We start from the raw sequence: 17,908 nt of genomic DNA on the forward strand, positions 1-17,908 counted from the left end.
CTGCCTCTCCCCCCGTCCCTTGTTCATCCAAGTCGGAAGCTGGCAGGCCGTCAAGCAATCGGTCAGGCGGGTTGAACGAAAGTGGCGATCACCTTCTTTCGGCCGGTCTTCTCGAAATCGACGGTCAGCTTGTTGCCTTCCGAATGCGCGATCCGGCCATAGCCGAACTTGTCATGAAAGATACGCTGGCCCTTGCGAAAGGTTTCAGGCCCGCCACTGGTGGCTGACAAATTCGTGGCATCCTTTGGCGGACGCGTATCGAAACGGCCGGCATTTTCCTTCAGGCGTTTCCAGCCAGGGCTTTTGTAGTTCGAGCGCTCACCCAGATCCTCGACGGACCCGGTAAAGCCGGTATCGCCGCCGGGCATACCGGAATATCCGGTTTCGGAAACCGCCTCGACATGATCATGTGGCAGCTCGTCGACAAAGCGGCTGGGCAGGACGCTCTGCCAGCGGCCATATATCTGGCGGTTTGCAACAAAGGAAATATAGGCCTGCTGGCGTGCCCGCGTGATGCCGACATAGGCAAGCCGGCGCTCCTCCTCCAGGCCCTTCAGGCCGCTTTCATCCATGCTGCGCTTGGACGGGAAGACTTCCTCTTCCCAACCCGGCAGGAAGACGACCGGCCATTCCAGACCTTTCGCGGCGTGCAGCGTCAGAATCTGCACCTGATCCTCGCCTGCTCCGCCAGCAGACGTGTCCATTACCAGTTCGATATGCTCAAGGAAGCCTGCCAGAGAGTCGAACTCTCCCATTGCGCGGACCAGTTCCTTGAGGTTATCCAGCCGCGTCTGTGCCTGTGGGCTGCGATCCTTTTGCAGCATGTCCGTATAGCCGGATTCTTCCAGGATTGTCTCGGCAAGCTCCGTATGGGGCATACCATTAGCCAACTTGTCCCGCCACAGATTGATGTGGTCGATAAATTGCGTCAGCCCGCGCTTCGCGCCGCCCTTGATCTCATCCGTTTGCAGCACCATGGGCGTCAGCGTGAATAGGCTGCGACCATCATGGCGGGCATAGGATTGCAGCTTGATGAGGGACGTGTTGCCGACGCCGCGCTTCGGCTGGTTCACCACACGCTCGAACGCCAGATCATCATCGGGCGATCGCAAAAGCCGCAAATAGGCCAGCGCATCACGGATCTCTGCACGCTCGAAGAACCGCGGCCCGCCGATCACACGGTACGGAATACCCAGCATGATGAAGCGTTCTTCAAAGGCGCGCATCTGCCAGGAGGCCCGCACCAGCACGGCGCAATCATCATGCTTGCCGCCCTTGGAAACCCAGCTTTCAATATCATCCGCAATCAGGCGGCTTTCCGCTTCGCCATCCCACAGACCCCGCACTTTCACCTTGGCCGCGTCAATCTCGTCAATCGCATTGTCGTCGCCGACATAGAGCGTCTTGCCAAGGCGGCCCTTATTGTTGGCGATCACCGCAGAGGCTGCGGCAAGAATGTGCTTGGTAGAGCGATAATTCTTCTCTAGACGGATCACTTTCGCGCCGGGGAAGTCCTTTTCGAAGCGCAGGATGTTGTCCACTTCCGCGCCGCGCCAGCCATATATGGACTGGTCATCGTCGCCAACACAGCAGATATTCTGGGAGCCCTGCGCGAGAAGACGCAGCCACAGATACTGCGCCACATTTGTATCCTGATATTCGTCAACCAGGATGTAGCGGAACTTGTCGTGATATTCTTTCAGTAGATCAGGGTTCTTCTGAAAGATCGTGATGTTGTGGATAAGAAGATCGCCAAAGTCGCAGGCGTTCAGAACCTTCAAGCGAGCCTGATAGATCTGGTAGCAGGTGATGCCCTTGCCATCGGCGAACTGGTGCGCCTCTTCCGTCGGCACCCTGTCCGGTGTAAGCGCCCGGTTTTTCCAGCCATCAATCAGGCTCGCCAGGAAACGCGGTGTCCAGCGCTTGGGGTCAATGTTTTCGGCCAGGATGATCTGTTTGCACAGGCGCACCTGATCATCTGTATCCAGAATGGTGAAGGTCGATTTCAATCCCGCAAGCTCGGCATGCTTGCGCAGGATCTGCGCGCTAATGGAGTGGAAGGTGCCCAGCCAGCGCAGGCCTTCGCCTGCTTCCCCCAGCATGGACAGCGCCCGCTCGCGCATCTCCCGCGCGGCCTTGTTGGTGAAGGTCACGGTTAGCGTCTGCGACGGCCAGGCCAGCCGCGTGCCAATGATATGCGCTAGACGGGTGGTCAGCACGCGCGTCTTGCCCGTGCCCGCTCCTGCCAGCACCAGCAATGGGCCCTCCGTCGTCAGCACGGCCTCGCGCTGTTCGGGGTTCAGGCCTTCAAGATACGCCTCATTGCCTGCTGCCGCGGGGGCTTTCGCCGCCGCCATCTGGGAAATGGACAGTCGATTCGGATTGGAACTCATAGCGAACATATAGCAGGGATTGGCCCGATGGGCAGGGGCCGTTGCACCCGGTGAACCAATCACTCATCCAGGCGTTGAAGCACCATGCCGGATATCCACCTCCTCCGCAGTGTTGAAATTGCGTTCGACATTGCCTGCGCTCTGCTTGTGGCCTTCGCCATCTTTTTGATTCTGATGGTGTTCCCAGCTGTCGCCACGCCGATAACGAACTGGTCGCTGAAGCATTGGGGGCCGGAGAACGCCTCTGTCAGCCGGGCACATCTACGCTTTCCTGCCGTGAATGAAATGATCCTGGAGGACTTCCAGGCCCCCGGCACGGCTGAAGCGCAAACCGGCGAATTGCGCGTCAATTTCTTTGGCTTCCTGCCAGGTCTCAGCTGGGTTTCCCGGGCCGAGGCCAGTGATGGCTATATCGTGGTTCAAATGGACGGGCCGGAAGACGATGACGAGGGGATGCACCTGAAAGACTGGCGAGCCCTGATAGATGAAGTGCGCGCGAGAGATATTGAGGTCCGCTTCGTACGCAAGGAAGGCACGGAAAAAATCATGGTGCAGACAGCCAGAGGCTCCCTGCGAAGCGGAGACCTGTCTGTGAAGGCCTCAAGCAAGGGCGTGGATCTGGACTTTGATGGCAGGGCCATACCATCAGATTTGTCCGTTCTATCTGGCAAACTGAACCTTTCTGGCGAAAATTTCGCAGATTTCGCAGATTTGGCCGGCTTCGCCTCACCCGACACACCGCCCTATGATGCCGTCGCCTATCTGACTTTCTCCCGCGAGCAAATCGCTCTCGACTTTGCCCCGGAGACCCGGATCGGCGATAGTGATCTCAGCGGCCCGCTGAAGATCACTTTTGGAGAGGGCAAACCGATCCTGGAGGCAGACCTTCAATCGACCAATCTGGACTTTGATGATCTTGGCATCCTGTTCGGCATCCCTGTTGGAACCGGCGAGAATGAAACAGCCAATACAGTTCAGAAGAAAACCCGCGAGGCGTATGATGCTAGCGGCCGGCTGATCCCGAATGCCGTGATAGACTTCACCCGTCTTGACGCCGTGGATGGCCATGTCCTCTATCATGCCAACAGGGTGACCAATGCCATTTTCGACATTCGCGGCATCAAGCTGGAATTCAACATTGAAGGCCGCGTCGTGCGAGCCCCCACCCTCCAGCTCGACTTCGCGGAAGGCCACCTCGTTTCCTATGTCACACTGGATGGCAGCCAGTCCCCCGCCAAAACAGATGCGCAGGGTGAGCTAACCAATGTGCCGTTCAGCAATCTCTCGCTAACACCCTATGTGCGTGGCAATGCCAATGGGCGCTTCCAGATAGAGGCGACGGGCGATGGCTTCCAGCAAGCCGCCGCGACACTGGATGGCCGTGTGTCGGTCTGGTCGGAAACGGCTGAGCTGTGGGCGCTCGCCGCGGAAGGCGCTGCCCTCGATCTGGGTGAGGCGATCACCTTGCTGGGAGAAGCGCCGGAAGACCGCACTTACACACCTGCCCGCTGCGCAGCGCTTTCCATCCGGTTCGATCAGGGGATTGGAGAACTTGATCCGGCAATTGTCGACACAGCCGACAGCCTCGTCATAGTGGATGGCAAGCTGAATATGCGGCACGAAATGATGGATCTGAAAGTCCGCTCGGATGCCAAGGATGCCTCATTCGGCTCACTGATCGGCAATGTCAGCATCATGGGCAGCTTTCGAAGTCCCCAAATTTCTGCCCTGAGCGGAGAGACCATCTTGCAGCTCGGCATTTCTGCCCTGCTGGGAAGTGTCAGCGGCGGCCTGGCCGCCCTCCCCTTCATTGAACCCGGCATGGCGGAAGATGCGCCCTGCGGCGCCATCATGGCACGGGCCAAAGGCACCCAACCCTGATTTCCCACTGATGCACTTATAGAAAAAGCCCTGCAGAGGATGTACCGGGTGTGAGCAATACATCCCCCGCAGGGCCAGACACGAGATGCTGGTGTGATGGCACCTCGTCTCAAATGCGGGGCAAGCCCGCGGAAGGGGGAAATTAGACCAGCCACATGGCGGGGCTCCGGGCCGGGTCAAATTGCCAGGAGCGGACAAAAGTATGCGCACAGGTCCCTCGCATACTTTGACGATATCACCATGTCGGGGAGGTCTGCCAATCGTCCCCACCATCTGCGCAGAGGCCGACACGTCCCTGTCAGCGCTCCACTCAGATATATGAAAACCATGCAAAAACTCCCCTGACAAGGGAATTAACGAATTAATAAAGCTTGGCTAGGCTCGCTGCATCATAATCGGCCAGCTCTGCATGGCGGCCTTCATGCACCTTGCGCGCCCATGCCGGATCCTGCAGCAGGGCCCGGCCGACACCGACCAGATCGAATTCACCGCGCGACAGCCGTTCTTCCAGATCGTCCAGCTTGCGTGTTCCTGCACCCTGACCCTGGAAGGCATGGATGAAATCACCCGAGAGGCCGACAGAGCCGACCGTAATCGTCGGCAGGCCGGTCAGTTTCTTCGCCCAGCCGGCACCATTCAGACCATTTTCGCCATCGACCTCAGGGAATTCCGGCTCCCAATAGCGGCGCTGGGACACATGCAGAATGTCGACACCCGCTTCCACGAAGACTTTCAGGAAAGCCTCCAGATCATCCGGCGTCGTGGCAAGCCGCGCGCCATAATCCTGCTGTTTCCATTGCGAATAGCGCAGGATTACGGGGAAGTCCTTGGACACCCGCTTGCGCACTTCGCGGATGATGTCCCCGGCAAAGCTCGCGCGCTCGACCAGGCTGGTGCCACCGAACCGATCGTCGCGCTTGTTCATCACATCCCAGAAGAACTGATCAATCAGATAGCCGTGCGCGCCATGGATCTCGACACAGTCAAAGCCCAACTCTTCGGCCTTGGCCGCCGCATCGGCATAGGCCTGCACCATGTCATCCACTTCGGCATCGGTTGGTGCATCGACCACCTGCTTGCCCGTATGGGTCATGCCGGAGGGGCTATCGGTCGGCGCATCCGGCTCCGGGCCGCTGCCTGCCTTGCGCACCATGCCCATGTGCCAGATCTGCGGCGCAATCTTGCCGCCTTTCTGATGCACCTTGTTGACGACATTCTGCCAGCCGGCCAGCGAGTCCGGCTTGTGAAAGTTCGGGACGCTTGGATCATTGGAAGCCCCGCCCCGGCGGATAGTCGTCCCCTCGGTCACGATCAGGCCGACTTCATTCTCGGCACGGCGGGCATAATAATCGGCAACATTCTCGCCAGGTACGCCATTCGGGGATTGCGATCGTGTCATCGGCGCCATCACGATCCGGTTCGGCAGGGTCAGGGATTTCAATTTGAAAGGCGTAAACAGCGGGCTGGTCATCAGGAGCTCCTCATAAGTGTCGCCAACAGGTGGCGGCACCGGCTCCTCAGGTCAAGAATGACCCTGCGCGAATAATCATGCGGTAAGGTTCATGCAGCATTCAGTATATCTGAAGGCTAATGGGCTGAAATCACTGGACCAAATACTTATGAGACGACTGCTTTTCCTCACTATTCCCGCTATGGTAACGGCCTGCGCCACCCCCGGATATGACTATCAGGCCCGCATGGCTCCCAACATTCCGGAAGCCGCCAGCTATCGAGATGTTGAGGTCGGGCGGTTCCGCGGCCCGGCCGGAGACGTCGCCGAGGCAGAATTTTCCAACATGCTCGATCAGGTCGTTCTGGATGGCACCTACTGGTTCACGCAGACGAGCCCAGTGCCGCAAGGCGTCTATGAGGGCCGCGTAGACATCGACTCATGGGAAGAGGAGTTACGGTTTGAGCGTGAAAAACGCTGCGTGGAATATGACGGCCTGTTTGACTGCGAACACCGCGCCATTGTTGAAACCGAGTGCCGCGAGGAAACGGTCGAAGTCGTCGTCACCGCGAACCTTGTGGATTATGATACGGGGCGTGCTGTCTTCACACAGAAGCAAATTGGCGGCGCCAATCGTGAGACTTGCCGCGACATTGCCGAATATGAAGACTATGGTCAGGAACTGGGCACGTGGCGCGATCCCGTCCATTCCAGCTACAATCCCTATAATGCACCGATCGGCATGATCGAGGACGCAACGGTCGAGGCCGTGCGGCGCTTCCGAAATGATGTGGCCCCCTATTACAAGACCATGCGGGCCGAGATCCTCACCGAAGGGCTGACGCCTGAAGCGCAGAATGATCCACGCTTTGCAGCCGCGGTCGAGGCCACCAAGCGCGGTGAGATTCTGGGGGCCTGTGCGCAATGGGATGCCCTTGGCCGCGAATGGCCACGTGCGCCTGCGGTGATCCACAATATCGGGGCCTGCGCAGAAGCCCGCGGAGACATGGCCACGGCCCAGCTGCGCTATGCCCGCGCCGCCGAGATCGCGCAGACCATTCCCCTGCTGAAAGACAAGAAAGCCCAGCCAATCTTCTCGGCTCTGGAACGTGTCTCGGGCCGCCGCATGGATGATGCCCTGATCAACTCGATCCTCCACCCGGAAGAGCCAGACGCCTCTCTCACCGAGAAAGTATCGGGCAGTTAAAACCCTTTCAGCATGCCCATTTCGGCGGCGTCGGCGATGATCCCCCAGGTCATGCCGGCGCCAAAAGCGAAGGCGGCAAGGCTGAGTTTTGCCAAAATGCGACGCATGGCCTGAATCTCCCGCTTTGAAACAAGGTCGGGAGAAACTCTGCAAGGCCGGTGCCCCGGTGTTCAGATCTGATTAACCACGATCTTCCGGGTTATCCTTCAAGCGGTGCCCGTCCGTCAGGCGGATCACCTTGTCGGCGCGGGCCTTGTCGAGCGTCTTGTCGGCTTTCGTACGGCCGAACTTGGCGCGATTTTCCACTGCGCGCTGCTCTTTCTCGGCCTTGGCTTTCGCCTTGCGAAACTTGTTGAGATTGATCGGATCGCTCATCCGTCCTGCTCCTCAAACCGGGCAAGGCGCGCCTCCAGCCCGGCTTTCACACCGGGCCATTCGCGCGCCAGGATGGAGAACACCACGGTCGAGCGGACAAATCCATCTGGCAGGATACGATTGTCGCGCAGAATGCCTTCCTGCACACCGCCGAGCTTTCTGACCGCCGACTGAGACCGCTTGTTGCGCTCGTCCACATTGAAAAAAACGCGAATAGCCCCCTGATTGAAGGCATGGGCCAGCAGCAGATGCTTGCAGGCAGGATTGACCTCCCTGCCCTGGAATTCCGGGGCATAGATCGTCATCCCGACTTCAACATGTTTCGATGTTGCATCCGGACTGAGATACGCCGTCATGCCGGCAAATCTCCCATCCGGCAGGATCACCGCAAACGGGATCAGCGTACCCGCTTCAGCCCGCTTGCGAATAGTCGCCACCCAAGGCGTGATCCAGTCGCCGGGGGGATTGAAATAGGGCCAGGTCGCCAGCCGCTCACCTGAGCGCTCCGCCATGTCGCGCAGGTCCGCAGCATGCCGCTCCAAATCAAACGGAACGAGCCGTGCGAAACGATTTTCGAGCGTGACCGGGGCGAGCTGCACCTGAGTCTGCCATTATTCCTCGTGGCTTTCGCGCCATTGCTCCATGGCCAGCGAAATCGCGAAGGTTTCACGGTATTTTGGGCTGGAAGCCGGTCGCGGAGCCTTGGCTGAGGTCAACGCCATGATCTCGGCCAGCTTGTTGTGGGCCGCGCCTGCCTGACCAGCACCAATATAGGCGTGCAGCTCCACTAGCGCGGAAGAGAGCGGATCGTGCGCACGAATGACGAAGTAAGGCTCATCCGGCGCGAGCTTTTCCAGCACATCGAATTCGGACGGATTGGATTTGGATCCGACAGGAGCTTTTGCCATGGGCGGGGCCTTTCTGGGCAAGGGGTGATTCTATATGTGGGCAGTCTAAACTGCCTCGCCACATCTGCCATCCCCTGCCCGCAGGCATTCTGGCTGCCACATCCCCGCCATCCACAAGACAGCGGGGCTTAGACTGTGTGCAGCCTTAGCTGCCAGAGACGATACCACCATCACACGGAATGGTGTGACCGGTGATGTAGGCTGATGCCTTGGACGACAGGAAGATGGACAGGCCTGCCACATCGCTCGGCGCGCCAACGCGGCCCATCGGCGTGCGGCTGCCAATGGCGTCCCAATCGACACCTTCGGTTTCACCTTTGTAGCCCACACCGGTGGACAGCATATAGGTCGGGAACGGGCCCGGCGCGATGCCGTTGACGAGGATGTTTTCCTTGGCCAGCTGAGAGCCCATAAAGCGCGTCAGGTGAATGACCGCTGCCTTGGACGTGCCATAGATATAGCCGCTCATAGGAGAGGTGTGCATGCCGTCGACGGAAGCGATGTTGATGACGCGGGCCGGATTGTCCTTGCTGGCTGCCTTGCGCAGCAGCGGCATCATTTTCTGCGTCAGGAAGAAAACGCCTTTGACGTTCACGTCCATCACCTTGTCATAGCCATGCTCCGGAAACTCATCGAGAGAGGCGCCCCAAGCGACGCCGGCATTGTTGACCAGCACGTCGACCTTGTCTTCCTTCTTCTCCAGCTCGCTCACCAGATGGTTCACGCCGTCCAGGCTGCCAACATCTGACGGGATGGCATAGATCTCGCCGCCATATTCTGCTTTCAGGCGCTCGACCGTTTCCTCGCAGGCCTGCGCCTTGCGGGACGAAATGATCACTTTTGCGCCGTTGGACAGGAAGCCAGCCGCAATCATTTCGCCAATGCCGCGAGAGCCGCCGGTGATGACAACTGTCTTGCCAGCGACCGAAAACATATTGCTGAAATCCATTTCCATCGTGTTCCTCCAAATATCCGAATGGCGTCCCTAGTGGCGGAACAAGCAGACCCGGGCAAGGAAATTTGCGTAAAGCGCGACAGACTGACCGGTCAATGCCCCCCGCCAAACGCGCCGGTCCGCACGGAATAGTCCACCGCCAGTGCGTAATCCGGATCATCATCGGAATCGATCATCAGCTGCCCTGCCTTGCTGAGCAGGCGGTGGCAATCGCGCGACAAGTGGCGCAGCTGCAGTGTCTTGCCTTGCGCCTCATAGCGCCGGGCAAGGTCTTCAATGGCCTGAAGGGCAGACTGGTCGACCACACGGGAGCGCATGAAGTCAACGATCACCACATCGGGATCGGTTTCCGGGTGGAACAGCTCGGCAAAGGCATCCGTCGAGCCGAAGAAGAGCGGGCCTTCAATCTCATACACATGCGCGCCGGGCGTGCGCACGCTGTCGCGTTCGATCACATGAATGCGGCGCGCATTGCTCCAGGCATAGGCAAGCGCCGAGACGATCACCCCGACAACAACTGCGGTCGCGAGATCGTAGAACACGGTCACAACCGTCACCAGCACAATGACAGCAGCGTCCATCAGCGGGATGCGCGTCATGATGCGCAAACTGTTCCAGGCAAAGGTGCCGATCACGACCATGAACATCACTCCGACGAGCGCCGCGAGCGGGATCTGCTCGATCAGGCTGGAGCCGACGAGGATAAAGGCCAGCAGGAACAGCGCCGCCGAGATGCCTGCCAGGCGTGTGCGACCGCCGGATTTCACATTGATCATGGATTGGCCGATCATGGCGCAGCCGCCCATGCCGCCGAAGAACCCCGTGATCACATTGGCAGCGCCCTGAGCGACGCATTCCTGGCTCGCGCCGCCGCGTTTTCCCGTGATTTCCCCGACAAGGTTCAGCGTCAGCAGGCTTTCGATCAGGCCAATGGCCGCCAGAATGACAGCGTAAGGCAGGATAATCTGCAGCGTCTCCCAGGTCATCGGCACACTCGGAATGTGGAAGGGCGGCAGCCCGCCCTGAATGGAGGCCAGATCGCCGACGCGTGGCACATCCAGGCCAAAGCCGATAACAACTGCGGCAACAATGCCAATGCCTGCCAGCGGTGCGGGAATGATCTTCGTCACCTTCGGCAAGGCCCAGATGATCAGCATGGTCAGCGCGACAAGACCCAGCATCAGAATCAGAGGCCAGCCGCTCATCCATTCGCCACCGGACAGGCCGTGACCTGACGCCTCCGCCGTGCCGGGCACCTTGAACTGTGTCAGTTGCGCCATGAAGATGACAATGGCCAGACCATTCACAAAACCCAGCATCACCGGATGCGGCACCAGCCGGATGAACTTCCCGAACCGGAATATCCCCGCCGCCAGCTGAAGAATGCCCATCAGCACAACTGTCGCGAACAGATATTCCACTCCATGCGTGCTCACCAGAGAGACCATCACGACGGCCAGCGCGCCAGTCGCGCCAGAAATCATGCCCGGCCGACCGCCGATGAGCGCCGTCACCAGCCCGACTATGAACGCGGCATACAGGCCGACCAGCGGGTGCACATGCGCGACAAAGGCAAAGGCCACAGCCTCCGGCACCAGCGCCAGCGCCACGGTCAGGCCGGACAGCAATTCAATCTTGATCCGGTTCGGCGTAAACTGAGTGAAGCTGGCCTGCGACAGGCCTTGCGCGCTGAGCCGGTCAGCGAACGCTGCGAAAGTCGATTTTACCACGGGCTTAAACTCTTCGGTCTTGAGGGAAGGAAGGGAGTTTGCCCGCCCTATGACGGTCTTCCACCCATGGCGCAACCCGAAGGCCTGAGAAAAGCCCCCTGCGGGGCTTAGCCTGCCGCCTTTCTATACAGTGAAACATGCATGCGGCTGTCGGCGGTAAAGGGCTCGCGGGCCCAGCCGCCCCAGCGTTGTTCCAGCTGCAGTCCGGCCAGCTCTGCCATTAGGTCAATTTCCTGCGGCCAGGCATAGCGCATCACCAGAGGCACAAGTCTTACCCCCTGCTCCGTAATCCGCACACGCTGATATTCGATCACCTGCCGGGTCGGATCATGCAGCGTTGCCTCAAACCATAGAGACTTGAAACCGATCTTCCGCGTCCGCAGGCTCTGATGGCCCTGATAGGCGGAAAAGTCCGGCACAAAGGTCTCGATCAGGAAGGCACCGCCGGGCGCGAGCCTGTCGGCAACATTGCGAAAGCAGCGCACCTGATCGGCTTGGCTCGTCAGATTGAACAGCGTGTTGAACACGAGAAAGGCGAAATCGAACGGGCCCTCGATGGCCGCGTCCGCCATGTCGCCGATGACGACCGGAATGTCCGCCCCGCCCGGCTTTTCGCGGAGCTTCTCCACCATGGCGGGCGAGCCTTCGATGCCCGCAATGTCGAACCCGCGCGCCTTCAGCGGCAGCGCCATGCGCCCCGTGCCGATCGCCAGCTCCAAGAGCCGCCCCTGCCCCGCCAGCTCCGCGATCAGCGCGACAGACTCCTCCGTCGTGCCCGGATCGTGCTGGGCGTCATAATTGTCCGCGTTCAGAGTGCCGAAGGTATCGGGATCAAAGTCCATCATGCGCGCTCATAGCACGTCAGCCACAAAAAATCATTGCGCGCTTTTAAAGTGCACGTCCTCGCAAACAAACCCTGGCTTTCCTCCACCCTGGAGAAAAGTCACCATTCCGGTCATACCCGGCGGCAAATGTGTGTGATGTTCGACAGACTCGCTGGCATGAATCCCATGGCCAGCCAGAACGGTCCGGCTGAGGGCGTCGCCCTGGCGTTGCAGGTCAGAAGGCGCGCATGCGCTAATCCTTGCCTGATGGCAGCTTGCGCCAGCAATCGGCCAACGCCCTGTCCGCGGACGGAGGGCGAGACATAAAACCGGCGCATACGCATTGCCGGTTCGTCTAAACCGCTTTGCCGCGTCACGCCGCCGAGACCCACACACTGTTCATTGGAAAAGGCGCCGAAGAGCGCGGCGCCTTTCCTATCAAACTGCTCTTCACCGGAGGCCCAAGCCGAGACCAGCATACGAACATTGCGCACGCCTTCACTTTCGGCCTCCTCCAGAAGACGGTCAATTCCCGGGGGAAGCACAGCGCCGATGCGGATGATCTCGACGCCTTGCCCCATGAATCAGCCCGGCGAGATCATTTTGGACGGATCGACAATGTTGTCGAAATCCTCGCCCGGGATGCCATCCTTGATAGCTTCCTCGCGCAACGTCGTCCCGTTCTTGTGGGCCGTTTTGGCGATCTTGGCGGCGCGGTCGTAACCATATTTCTCTTTCAGCGGTGTCACCAGCATGAGCGAGTTCTTGAGCCCACGCTCGATATTGTCGAGGCGCGGCTCAATACCGACAACACAATTCTCTGTGAAGCTCACAGCTGCATCTGCCAGCAAACGCACGGATTGCAGGAAGTTGTAGGCCATCATCGGGTTGAACACGTTCAGCTCGAAATGGCCCTGGCTGCCGGCAAAACCGATTGCGGCATTGTTGCCGTGAATGTGTGCGCAGACCTGGGTCAGCGCTTCACACTGCGTCGGGTTAACCTTGCCTGGCATGATGGAGCTGCCCGGCTCGTTCTCCGGCAGGGCCAATTCGCCAAGGCCGGAACGTGGGCCGGAGCCGAGGAAACGAATGTCATTGGCAATCTTGAAGCAGGACATCGCCACCGTCGTGATCGCGCCATGCGTGAATACCATCGCGTCATGCGCGGCCAGTGCTTCGAACTTGTTCGGTGCGGTCGTGAATTTCAGACCGGTGATGCCGGCAATCTTCTCGGCGACCTTCTCGGCAAAGCCGACCGGAGAGGCGAGGCCCGTGCCGACCGCCGTGCCACCTTGCGCCAATTCCATCAGTTTCGGCAGGGTCAGCTCGATACGCTCGATGCCATTGCTCAGCTGCTGGGCATAACCGGAGAATTCCTGGCCCAGCGTGACAGGCGTTGCATCCTGCGTGTGTGTGCGGCCGATCTTGATGATGTCCTTCCACTCGGCAGCTTTTGCGGCCAGCGCACTTTGCAGCACGCTCAGCGCCGGGATCAGGCGGTGGACGACTTCCTCGGCGCAGGCAATGTGCATTGCTGTCGGGAACGTGTCGTTGGAGGATTGGGACATGTTCACATGATCGTTCGGGTGAACCGGCTTCTTGGAGCCCTTCTCCCCGCCCAGAATCTCGATGGAGCGGTTGGAGATCACCTCATTGGCGTTCATGTTGGATTGCGTGCCAGAGCCCGTCTGCCAGACGACCAACGGGAAATGCTCATTCAGCTTGCCGTCGATGACTTCCTCTGCGGCCTGGATGATCACTTTGCCCAGATCCGGATCCATCTTGCCGAGGTCCATGTTCGCTTCGGCGGCGGCCTTCTTGACGATGCCAAGGGCGCGAATGATCGGTTCAGGCTGTTTTTCCCAGCCAATCTTGAAATTGCCGAGGCTGCGCTGGGCCTGCGCGCCCCAATAGGCGTCATTGGAGACCTCAATCGGGCCCATTGTGTCGGTTTCGGTACGGGTATTGCTCATCTGATCTCTCCGCTTGGCGGTCATTAGCCGGGTCGCGCTGCGGTGTAGCATGCTGTAGAAGGACTGCAACACTGTGGCGATTGCCGCACCAGACACAGCCGGACCAGAATGAGGCCCATAAGGGACATGATCACCAGTTTCCTGCATATCGAAGTCGCCATCGCGCTCGTGATCGCCTTTGCGCTTGGCTATCTCGTACGCGGTACGGGGCACCAGAAATCGCACAGCCCGCCTCATCACAGCCCGGAAGAGATCGAGACGGCCCTCGCGCGCGTGCCGGAAACCAAATGGGCCGAGATCAATCAGGCCATTGAAGACCGGCACAAGCTGCACGCCATCAAACTTCTGCGTGACGCCTCAGGCCTCGGTCTGAGGGAGTCCAAGGAAGCCATCGAAGCGCACATGCAGTCACGCCACCGGATGCGCGGATGAACCTGGACTGGATTTCCGCTGGCAAGGTCCGCGCGCGCATCACGGATGAGGGCGCGCTGGAAGTGCGTTGCACCGGCCTCACCACGCAGACGAAATACTACAAGACGCTGCTGAAGGAATTTTTCCGCAAGGAGTTCCCGCCCCTACGGCCCGGCTATGGCGACTATTCCGTTCACATCATGATGGAATATACCGGGGATGCCCCCTGGATGGATCTCGACAATCTGGCAAAGGCCCTGCTCGACAGTCTGACCGGCAATGTGTTCGAGGATGACCATCAGGTGGCCCGCCTGCTGGTGGAGCGTCGCGTGGGCGAGCGCGAAGGCATCTGGCTGAAGGCCGAAGCCATGGACTAGAGGCCGCACCAGGACGCCTAGAACGGGTTTAGCGTATAGCCTTCCTGCTGCAATTGCGCATGCACCGTCATCGCAGACAGCGCAATCTCGACGCCCGGCAACAGATCGCTCTGGCGGATGTCCTTGTACATTGCTGTCTGGCCGCACAGGATGATACGCACACGATGCTTATGCAGCGCAGCGATCAGCGGGGCATTGGCATTGCCCTCCACATCCAGCAGATCCTCTGCTGCTGGGCCATGGATAACAATGGCCAGCTTGATGTTCGATGCCGGGATGCCGACCGACTCATGCATGTTCAGAAACCGCGCAGCGCCTTCCAAGGTCCGGTTCAGCTTGCCGGGCTGCGCGGCGAGCGAAGTATCGAACGCCACCTTGAACACGCTGTCTTTTGACAAGCGCGTCGCGTCAGGCACCTGCGCAACCGGGCCATAGCCTTCAATGGCTGGCCCTGTCGTGAAATCCTCGGGCCCGGCAAGCGCCGGAAGGGCCAGCGCACAGGCGGCAAACAAGCAGGCAGAAAGGCGTGTCATCGGCAAGCTCCCATTGGTTTCAACTGAAACGGTAACGGGCCGACACACGCCTGTCGAGCAAACTCTCGCCGCCTAGGCCTCCAGCGCCCTCGCATGGTGCGCGATATGCTCGTCCATATAGGTGGCGATGAAATAATAGTCGTGCCCATAGCCATCGCGCATATTGTAATCCAGCCGCTGGCCATGCTTGCGGCAGGCTTCGGTAAAGATTTCCGGCTTCAATTCGCGCTCCAGGAAAGTATCCGCCGTGCCGGTATCGACCAGGATGGTCGCCTTGGTCTGGCGCTCCTTCACCAGTTCGGTCGCATCATATTGCTCCCAGGCGACTGAGGCATCGCCCAGATAGGCGGTAAAGGCCTTCTGGCCCCACGGCACCTGGCACGGGCTGGTGATCGGGCTGAAGGCGGAACAGCTTTTGTACACATCCGGATGCTTCAGGTGCAGCGTGATCGCGCCATGTCCGCCCATGGAGTGGCCGAAAATCCCCTGGCGGCTCATATCCGCCGCAGGGAAATGCTCTGCAATCACCTTGGGCAGCTCATCGGTGATGTACTGATCCATCTTGTAGTGCTTCGCCCAGGGCTCCTGCGTCGCGGTCAGGTAAAAGCCGGCGCCCTGCCCCAGATCATAACCCTCATCATCGGGCACATCCTCGCCGCGGGGGCTGGTATCCGGCGCGATGATCATGATGCCATGCTTGGAAGCAGCGCGTTGCAGGCCGGATTTCTCCATCACATTCGCCCAGCTGCAGGTCAGGCCGGACAAATACCACAGCACCGGTACCGTCTCCGGGTCTGCCTGTGGCGGCGTATAGACCGCAAAACGCATCGTGCAGTTCTGCAGCGCACTTTCATGATCATGCACAGACAGCGTACCGCCAAAGGATTGCCACGAAGAAACTTGCGTAAGAGTCATGTTATATCCTGAATCTAGGGGATTTGGTCTTAGCTTGATCTGGTCTGACTTGCACTGAAGCACAAGGGCGCGGCGTTCGCCAAGCTGCCACCGGGCGAGGCCGCAGGGACAGGACTTGCTTGCCGGCGGCCGCTGGCGCATCACATCATGAAAGAGAAACAGACAATACTCCGAGGAGGAAACGTGGCGGATTACATCCTGTATGGCGCAGAGGTCAGCTATTTCACCGGCAAGGCCCGGGCCTATTTCAGCTGGCGCGGCGTGCCTTTCCATGAGGAAGGCGCAACACAGGACGTCTATCGCGACATCATTCTGCCGCATGTCGGCTGGCCGGTCATACCGGTCATGAAAACGCCTGCGGGCGGTATTGTACAGGACACGGCCGAAATCATCGCTCATGTCGAAGCCGCCGAACAGGCAGAGCCCCCAGTCATGCCGCACGGACCCGTGCAGCGTTTCGTCAGCCAGCTGTTGCAGCTTTACGCCGATGAGTGGCTGGTCATTCCTGCGATGCACTATCGCTGGACCTATAATGAAGACTTTGCCTATCAGGAATTCGGCGCGCTTTCCGCGCCGGACCTGTCGAAGCCTGAACAATATGACGTCGGCCGCAAGAATGGCCAGCGCTTCAAGGGCGCCCTGCCCCCGCTCGGCGTGTCCGCCACCACGATTCCCGGCATCGAGAAAAGCTATGAAGCCTTTCTGAAGGAATTCTCCACGCATCTGGAAGTGCACCCCTATGCGCTGGGAAACCGCGCGAGCTTTGCTGACTTTGCTCTCTATGGCCCGCTATATGCGCACCTCTACCGCGACCCGGCCTCGGGTGAGATTATGCACCGCCTCGCCCCAAAAGTCGCCGACTGGGTAGAGCGTGTTCAGGCGGGCTCTCCCTCGACAGACGATCTTCCCACGGATGACAGTATCCCCGTCACCCTTACACCGATCCTTACGCGACAGATGCGGGAACAATTCCCCGCTTTGCTTCAAACGGCGCATTTTCTGCAAGACTGGGCGAAAGAGGCAGAGCCCGGGGCCTTCCTCCCGCGCGCCCTTGGCCAGATCGAGATCAATATCGAAAACAGTATCGGGCCAGCCGCCGCGCGCACCTTCCCACTATGGCGCCTGCAGGCCGTGCTGGACGCTTATGACGTGCTGGACGATGACGCCCGGGCACGCGCCGATGCCCTTCTGGGCCGGGTGGGGGGCGCCCCTCTGAAAGAATTTAAACTGCCCTTCCGCCTTACCCGCAAGCAGAACCGGCTGGCTCTCGCCTGAGGCGTCAGCCTGCCGCCCGTGGCCGGGGAAACGAAATCGCAAACCCGCCATGGATGAAGCCTTCATCAGGCGGATTATGCGGAGATCCCTCCTGCCGATAATATTCAAGGCTGGGGTACTGCGCGCAAATTTCGGCCTTCAGCGTCTCTGACAGAGTATACGCCATGTGCACAACCAACGCTTTGGACCATGGCGCAATGTCTGACACCTGATTGCCTTGCAGCATGGCGCGCTCTGCAACGTCTCGAATGGCAGCGGACTCAACAGACGAAAGCGACACATGATCCGCCATGGTCAGCCGACGCCATCAGTGGATGGTTGGGCAGTCGTCATCAAGGCTTGCATCCGCCTCCGCCTCTTCATCCGTATACGAGGTAAAATGCACATCATAACCGAAAGGTTCGTCCTTCATCGGCGCTTCCGGGTCTGTCACGAACACCTGCAACTCGCCATCCGGATGAAAGCCAAGGCGCGGGCCGATATCGGCAATCATCTCGGCGGCCTGCTCGGCATTGCGCGCCCACACTTTCATACCCATGATGCATGGGCCCGGCTCGGTGTCGAACTCATCATTGGCTTGCACGATGCGTCCATCGCACAGCAATGTATAATGTGTAAGGTCCGTCATCAGAGCAGACTCCTGGTACGTGTTTCAAATCACAACATACACGGCATGACGCATGCGCGAAACCATGTGCGCC

Annotated in this window: 19 protein-coding genes; 5 read left to right on the forward strand and 14 right to left on the reverse strand. The window is 59.5% G+C overall.

Going from position 1 to position 17,908, the window contains the following annotated elements:
* Window positions 1–62: 62 nt before the first annotated feature.
* Window positions 63–2,402, reverse strand: coding sequence for an ATP-dependent helicase (locus tag HY2_RS11145; RefSeq protein ID WP_034827592.1), 2,340 nt, complete (start codon window positions 2,400–2,402; stop codon window positions 63–65).
* A gap of 75 nt (window positions 2,403–2,477) precedes the next feature.
* Between HY2_RS11145 and HY2_RS11150 the strand changes: the two genes are divergently transcribed.
* Window positions 2,478–4,274, forward strand: a complete 1,797-nt coding sequence (locus HY2_RS11150) for an AsmA family protein (RefSeq protein ID WP_233346758.1) — start codon at window positions 2,478–2,480, stop codon at window positions 4,272–4,274.
* Window positions 4,275–4,635: 361 nt separating this feature from the next.
* Here HY2_RS11150 and HY2_RS11155 read toward each other — a convergent pair whose 3' ends face one another.
* Window positions 4,636–5,745, reverse strand: a complete 1,110-nt coding sequence (locus tag HY2_RS11155; RefSeq protein WP_034827594.1) for an NADH:flavin oxidoreductase — start codon at window positions 5,743–5,745, stop codon at window positions 4,636–4,638.
* A 148-nt stretch (window positions 5,746–5,893) separates the two neighbouring features.
* On the opposite strand from HY2_RS11155, the gene HY2_RS11160 reads away from it, so the two are divergent.
* Window positions 5,894–6,931, forward strand: a complete 1,038-nt coding sequence (locus tag HY2_RS11160; RefSeq protein WP_146617183.1) for a hypothetical protein — start codon at window positions 5,894–5,896, stop codon at window positions 6,929–6,931.
* A gap of 180 nt (window positions 6,932–7,111) precedes the next feature.
* Here the strand turns inward: HY2_RS11160 and HY2_RS11165 are convergent, their stop codons facing one another.
* The 8 genes from HY2_RS11165 to fumC form a co-directional block, all read right to left on the reverse strand.
* The gene (locus tag HY2_RS11165; RefSeq protein WP_034827597.1) at window positions 7,112–7,306 is read right to left on the reverse strand and encodes a DUF4169 family protein; all 195 of its coding nucleotides are present in this window, start codon (window positions 7,304–7,306) and stop codon (window positions 7,112–7,114) included.
* The gene (locus HY2_RS11170; protein ID WP_034827599.1) at window positions 7,303–7,905 is read right to left on the reverse strand and encodes a GNAT family N-acetyltransferase; all 603 of its coding nucleotides are present in this window, start codon (window positions 7,903–7,905) and stop codon (window positions 7,303–7,305) included. The genes HY2_RS11165 and HY2_RS11170 overlap by 4 nt, the downstream gene beginning before the upstream one ends.
* Before the next feature lie 12 nt (window positions 7,906–7,917).
* On the reverse strand, window positions 7,918–8,214 hold the full coding sequence (locus tag HY2_RS11175) for an aspartate decarboxylase (protein ID WP_034827601.1): 297 nt from the start codon (window positions 8,212–8,214) through the stop codon (window positions 7,918–7,920).
* Window positions 8,215–8,359: 145 nt separating this feature from the next.
* On the reverse strand, window positions 8,360–9,163 hold the full coding sequence (locus HY2_RS11180) for an SDR family oxidoreductase (RefSeq protein ID WP_034827789.1): 804 nt from the start codon (window positions 9,161–9,163) through the stop codon (window positions 8,360–8,362).
* 98 nt (window positions 9,164–9,261) lie between these two features.
* A complete protein-coding gene (locus HY2_RS11185) occupies window positions 9,262–10,848 on the reverse strand; it encodes a SulP family inorganic anion transporter (RefSeq protein WP_051594952.1) in 1,587 nt (528 codons plus the stop codon).
* A gap of 158 nt (window positions 10,849–11,006) precedes the next feature.
* Entirely contained in the window at window positions 11,007–11,744 is a 738-nt protein-coding gene (locus HY2_RS11190) for a class I SAM-dependent DNA methyltransferase (RefSeq protein ID WP_034827603.1), read from the reverse strand.
* 110 nt (window positions 11,745–11,854) lie between these two features.
* Window positions 11,855–12,304 (reverse strand): GNAT family N-acetyltransferase, encoded by a 450-nt coding sequence (locus HY2_RS11195; protein ID WP_034827604.1) that lies wholly within the window; start codon window positions 12,302–12,304, stop codon window positions 11,855–11,857.
* Between the two features lie 3 nt (window positions 12,305–12,307).
* The gene (gene fumC / locus HY2_RS11200; RefSeq protein WP_034827605.1) at window positions 12,308–13,696 is read right to left on the reverse strand and encodes a class II fumarate hydratase; all 1,389 of its coding nucleotides are present in this window, start codon (window positions 13,694–13,696) and stop codon (window positions 12,308–12,310) included.
* A 108-nt stretch (window positions 13,697–13,804) separates the two neighbouring features.
* Here fumC and HY2_RS11205 point away from each other — a divergent pair, with 108 nt between their 5' ends.
* Together HY2_RS11205 and HY2_RS11210 are read left to right on the forward strand one after the other, a co-directional pair.
* On the forward strand, window positions 13,805–14,128 hold the full coding sequence (locus HY2_RS11205; RefSeq protein ID WP_146617184.1) for a hypothetical protein: 324 nt from the start codon (window positions 13,805–13,807) through the stop codon (window positions 14,126–14,128).
* The gene (locus HY2_RS11210; RefSeq protein WP_034827609.1) at window positions 14,125–14,484 is read left to right on the forward strand and encodes a RusA family crossover junction endodeoxyribonuclease; all 360 of its coding nucleotides are present in this window, start codon (window positions 14,125–14,127) and stop codon (window positions 14,482–14,484) included. The genes HY2_RS11205 and HY2_RS11210 overlap by 4 nt, the downstream gene beginning before the upstream one ends.
* 17 nt (window positions 14,485–14,501) lie before the next feature.
* Here HY2_RS11210 and HY2_RS11215 read toward each other — a convergent pair whose 3' ends face one another.
* Together HY2_RS11215 and fghA are read right to left on the reverse strand one after the other, a co-directional pair.
* Window positions 14,502–15,017, reverse strand: coding sequence for a DsrE family protein (locus HY2_RS11215; RefSeq protein ID WP_034827612.1), 516 nt, complete (start codon window positions 15,015–15,017; stop codon window positions 14,502–14,504).
* A 72-nt stretch (window positions 15,018–15,089) separates the two neighbouring features.
* Window positions 15,090–15,932: an S-formylglutathione hydrolase gene (fghA, locus tag HY2_RS11220; RefSeq protein WP_034827614.1), complete on the reverse strand. Its 843-nt coding sequence runs from the start codon at window positions 15,930–15,932 to the stop codon at window positions 15,090–15,092.
* Window positions 15,933–16,115: 183 nt separating this feature from the next.
* Between fghA and HY2_RS11225 the strand changes: the two genes are divergently transcribed.
* The gene (locus HY2_RS11225) at window positions 16,116–17,207 is read left to right on the forward strand and encodes a glutathione S-transferase family protein (RefSeq protein WP_034827791.1); all 1,092 of its coding nucleotides are present in this window, start codon (window positions 16,116–16,118) and stop codon (window positions 17,205–17,207) included.
* 4 nt (window positions 17,208–17,211) lie between these two features.
* On the opposite strand, the gene HY2_RS11230 is transcribed toward HY2_RS11225, so the two are convergent.
* Entirely contained in the window at window positions 17,212–17,499 is a 288-nt protein-coding gene (locus tag HY2_RS11230; protein ID WP_034827616.1) for a hypothetical protein, read from the reverse strand.
* Window positions 17,500–17,514: 15 nt separating this feature from the next.
* On the reverse strand, window positions 17,515–17,835 hold the full coding sequence (locus HY2_RS11235) for a hypothetical protein (RefSeq protein ID WP_051594938.1): 321 nt from the start codon (window positions 17,833–17,835) through the stop codon (window positions 17,515–17,517).
* Between the last annotated feature and the right edge of the window lie 73 nt (window positions 17,836–17,908).

Source organism: Hyphomonas pacifica, from assembly GCF_000682675.1.
Lineage (GTDB): Bacteria > Pseudomonadota > Alphaproteobacteria > Caulobacterales > Hyphomonadaceae > Hyphomonas > Hyphomonas pacifica.

Excerpts from the sequence above, each read along its gene's own strand:
- HY2_RS11145 (WP_034827592.1), bottom strand. The coding sequence starts at position 2,402 with ATGTTCGCTATGAGTTCCAATCCGAATCGACTGTCCATTTCCCAGATG.
- HY2_RS11150 (WP_233346758.1), top strand. The coding sequence starts at position 2,478 with ATGCCGGATATCCACCTCCTCCGCAGTGTTGAAATTGCGTTCGACATT.
- HY2_RS11155 (WP_034827594.1), bottom strand. The coding sequence starts at position 5,745 with ATGACCAGCCCGCTGTTTACGCCTTTCAAATTGAAATCCCTGACCCTG.
- HY2_RS11160 (WP_146617183.1), top strand. The coding sequence starts at position 5,894 with ATGAGACGACTGCTTTTCCTCACTATTCCCGCTATGGTAACGGCCTGC.
- HY2_RS11165 (WP_034827597.1), bottom strand. The coding sequence starts at position 7,306 with ATGAGCGATCCGATCAATCTCAACAAGTTTCGCAAGGCGAAAGCCAAG.
- HY2_RS11175 (WP_034827601.1), bottom strand. The coding sequence starts at position 8,214 with ATGGCAAAAGCTCCTGTCGGATCCAAATCCAATCCGTCCGAATTCGAT.
- HY2_RS11180 (WP_034827789.1), bottom strand. The coding sequence starts at position 9,163 with ATGGATTTCAGCAATATGTTTTCGGTCGCTGGCAAGACAGTTGTCATC.
- HY2_RS11190 (WP_034827603.1), bottom strand. The coding sequence starts at position 11,744 with ATGATGGACTTTGATCCCGATACCTTCGGCACTCTGAACGCGGACAAT.
- HY2_RS11195 (WP_034827604.1), bottom strand. The coding sequence starts at position 12,304 with ATGGGGCAAGGCGTCGAGATCATCCGCATCGGCGCTGTGCTTCCCCCG.
- fumC (WP_034827605.1), bottom strand. The coding sequence starts at position 13,696 with ATGAGCAATACCCGTACCGAAACCGACACAATGGGCCCGATTGAGGTC.
- HY2_RS11205 (WP_146617184.1), top strand. The coding sequence starts at position 13,805 with ATGAGGCCCATAAGGGACATGATCACCAGTTTCCTGCATATCGAAGTC.
- HY2_RS11210 (WP_034827609.1), top strand. The coding sequence starts at position 14,125 with ATGAACCTGGACTGGATTTCCGCTGGCAAGGTCCGCGCGCGCATCACG.
- HY2_RS11215 (WP_034827612.1), bottom strand. The coding sequence starts at position 15,017 with ATGACACGCCTTTCTGCCTGCTTGTTTGCCGCCTGTGCGCTGGCCCTT.
- fghA (WP_034827614.1), bottom strand. The coding sequence starts at position 15,932 with ATGACTCTTACGCAAGTTTCTTCGTGGCAATCCTTTGGCGGTACGCTG.
- HY2_RS11230 (WP_034827616.1), bottom strand. The coding sequence starts at position 17,499 with ATGGCGGATCATGTGTCGCTTTCGTCTGTTGAGTCCGCTGCCATTCGA.
- HY2_RS11235 (WP_051594938.1), bottom strand. The coding sequence starts at position 17,835 with ATGACGGACCTTACACATTATACATTGCTGTGCGATGGACGCATCGTG.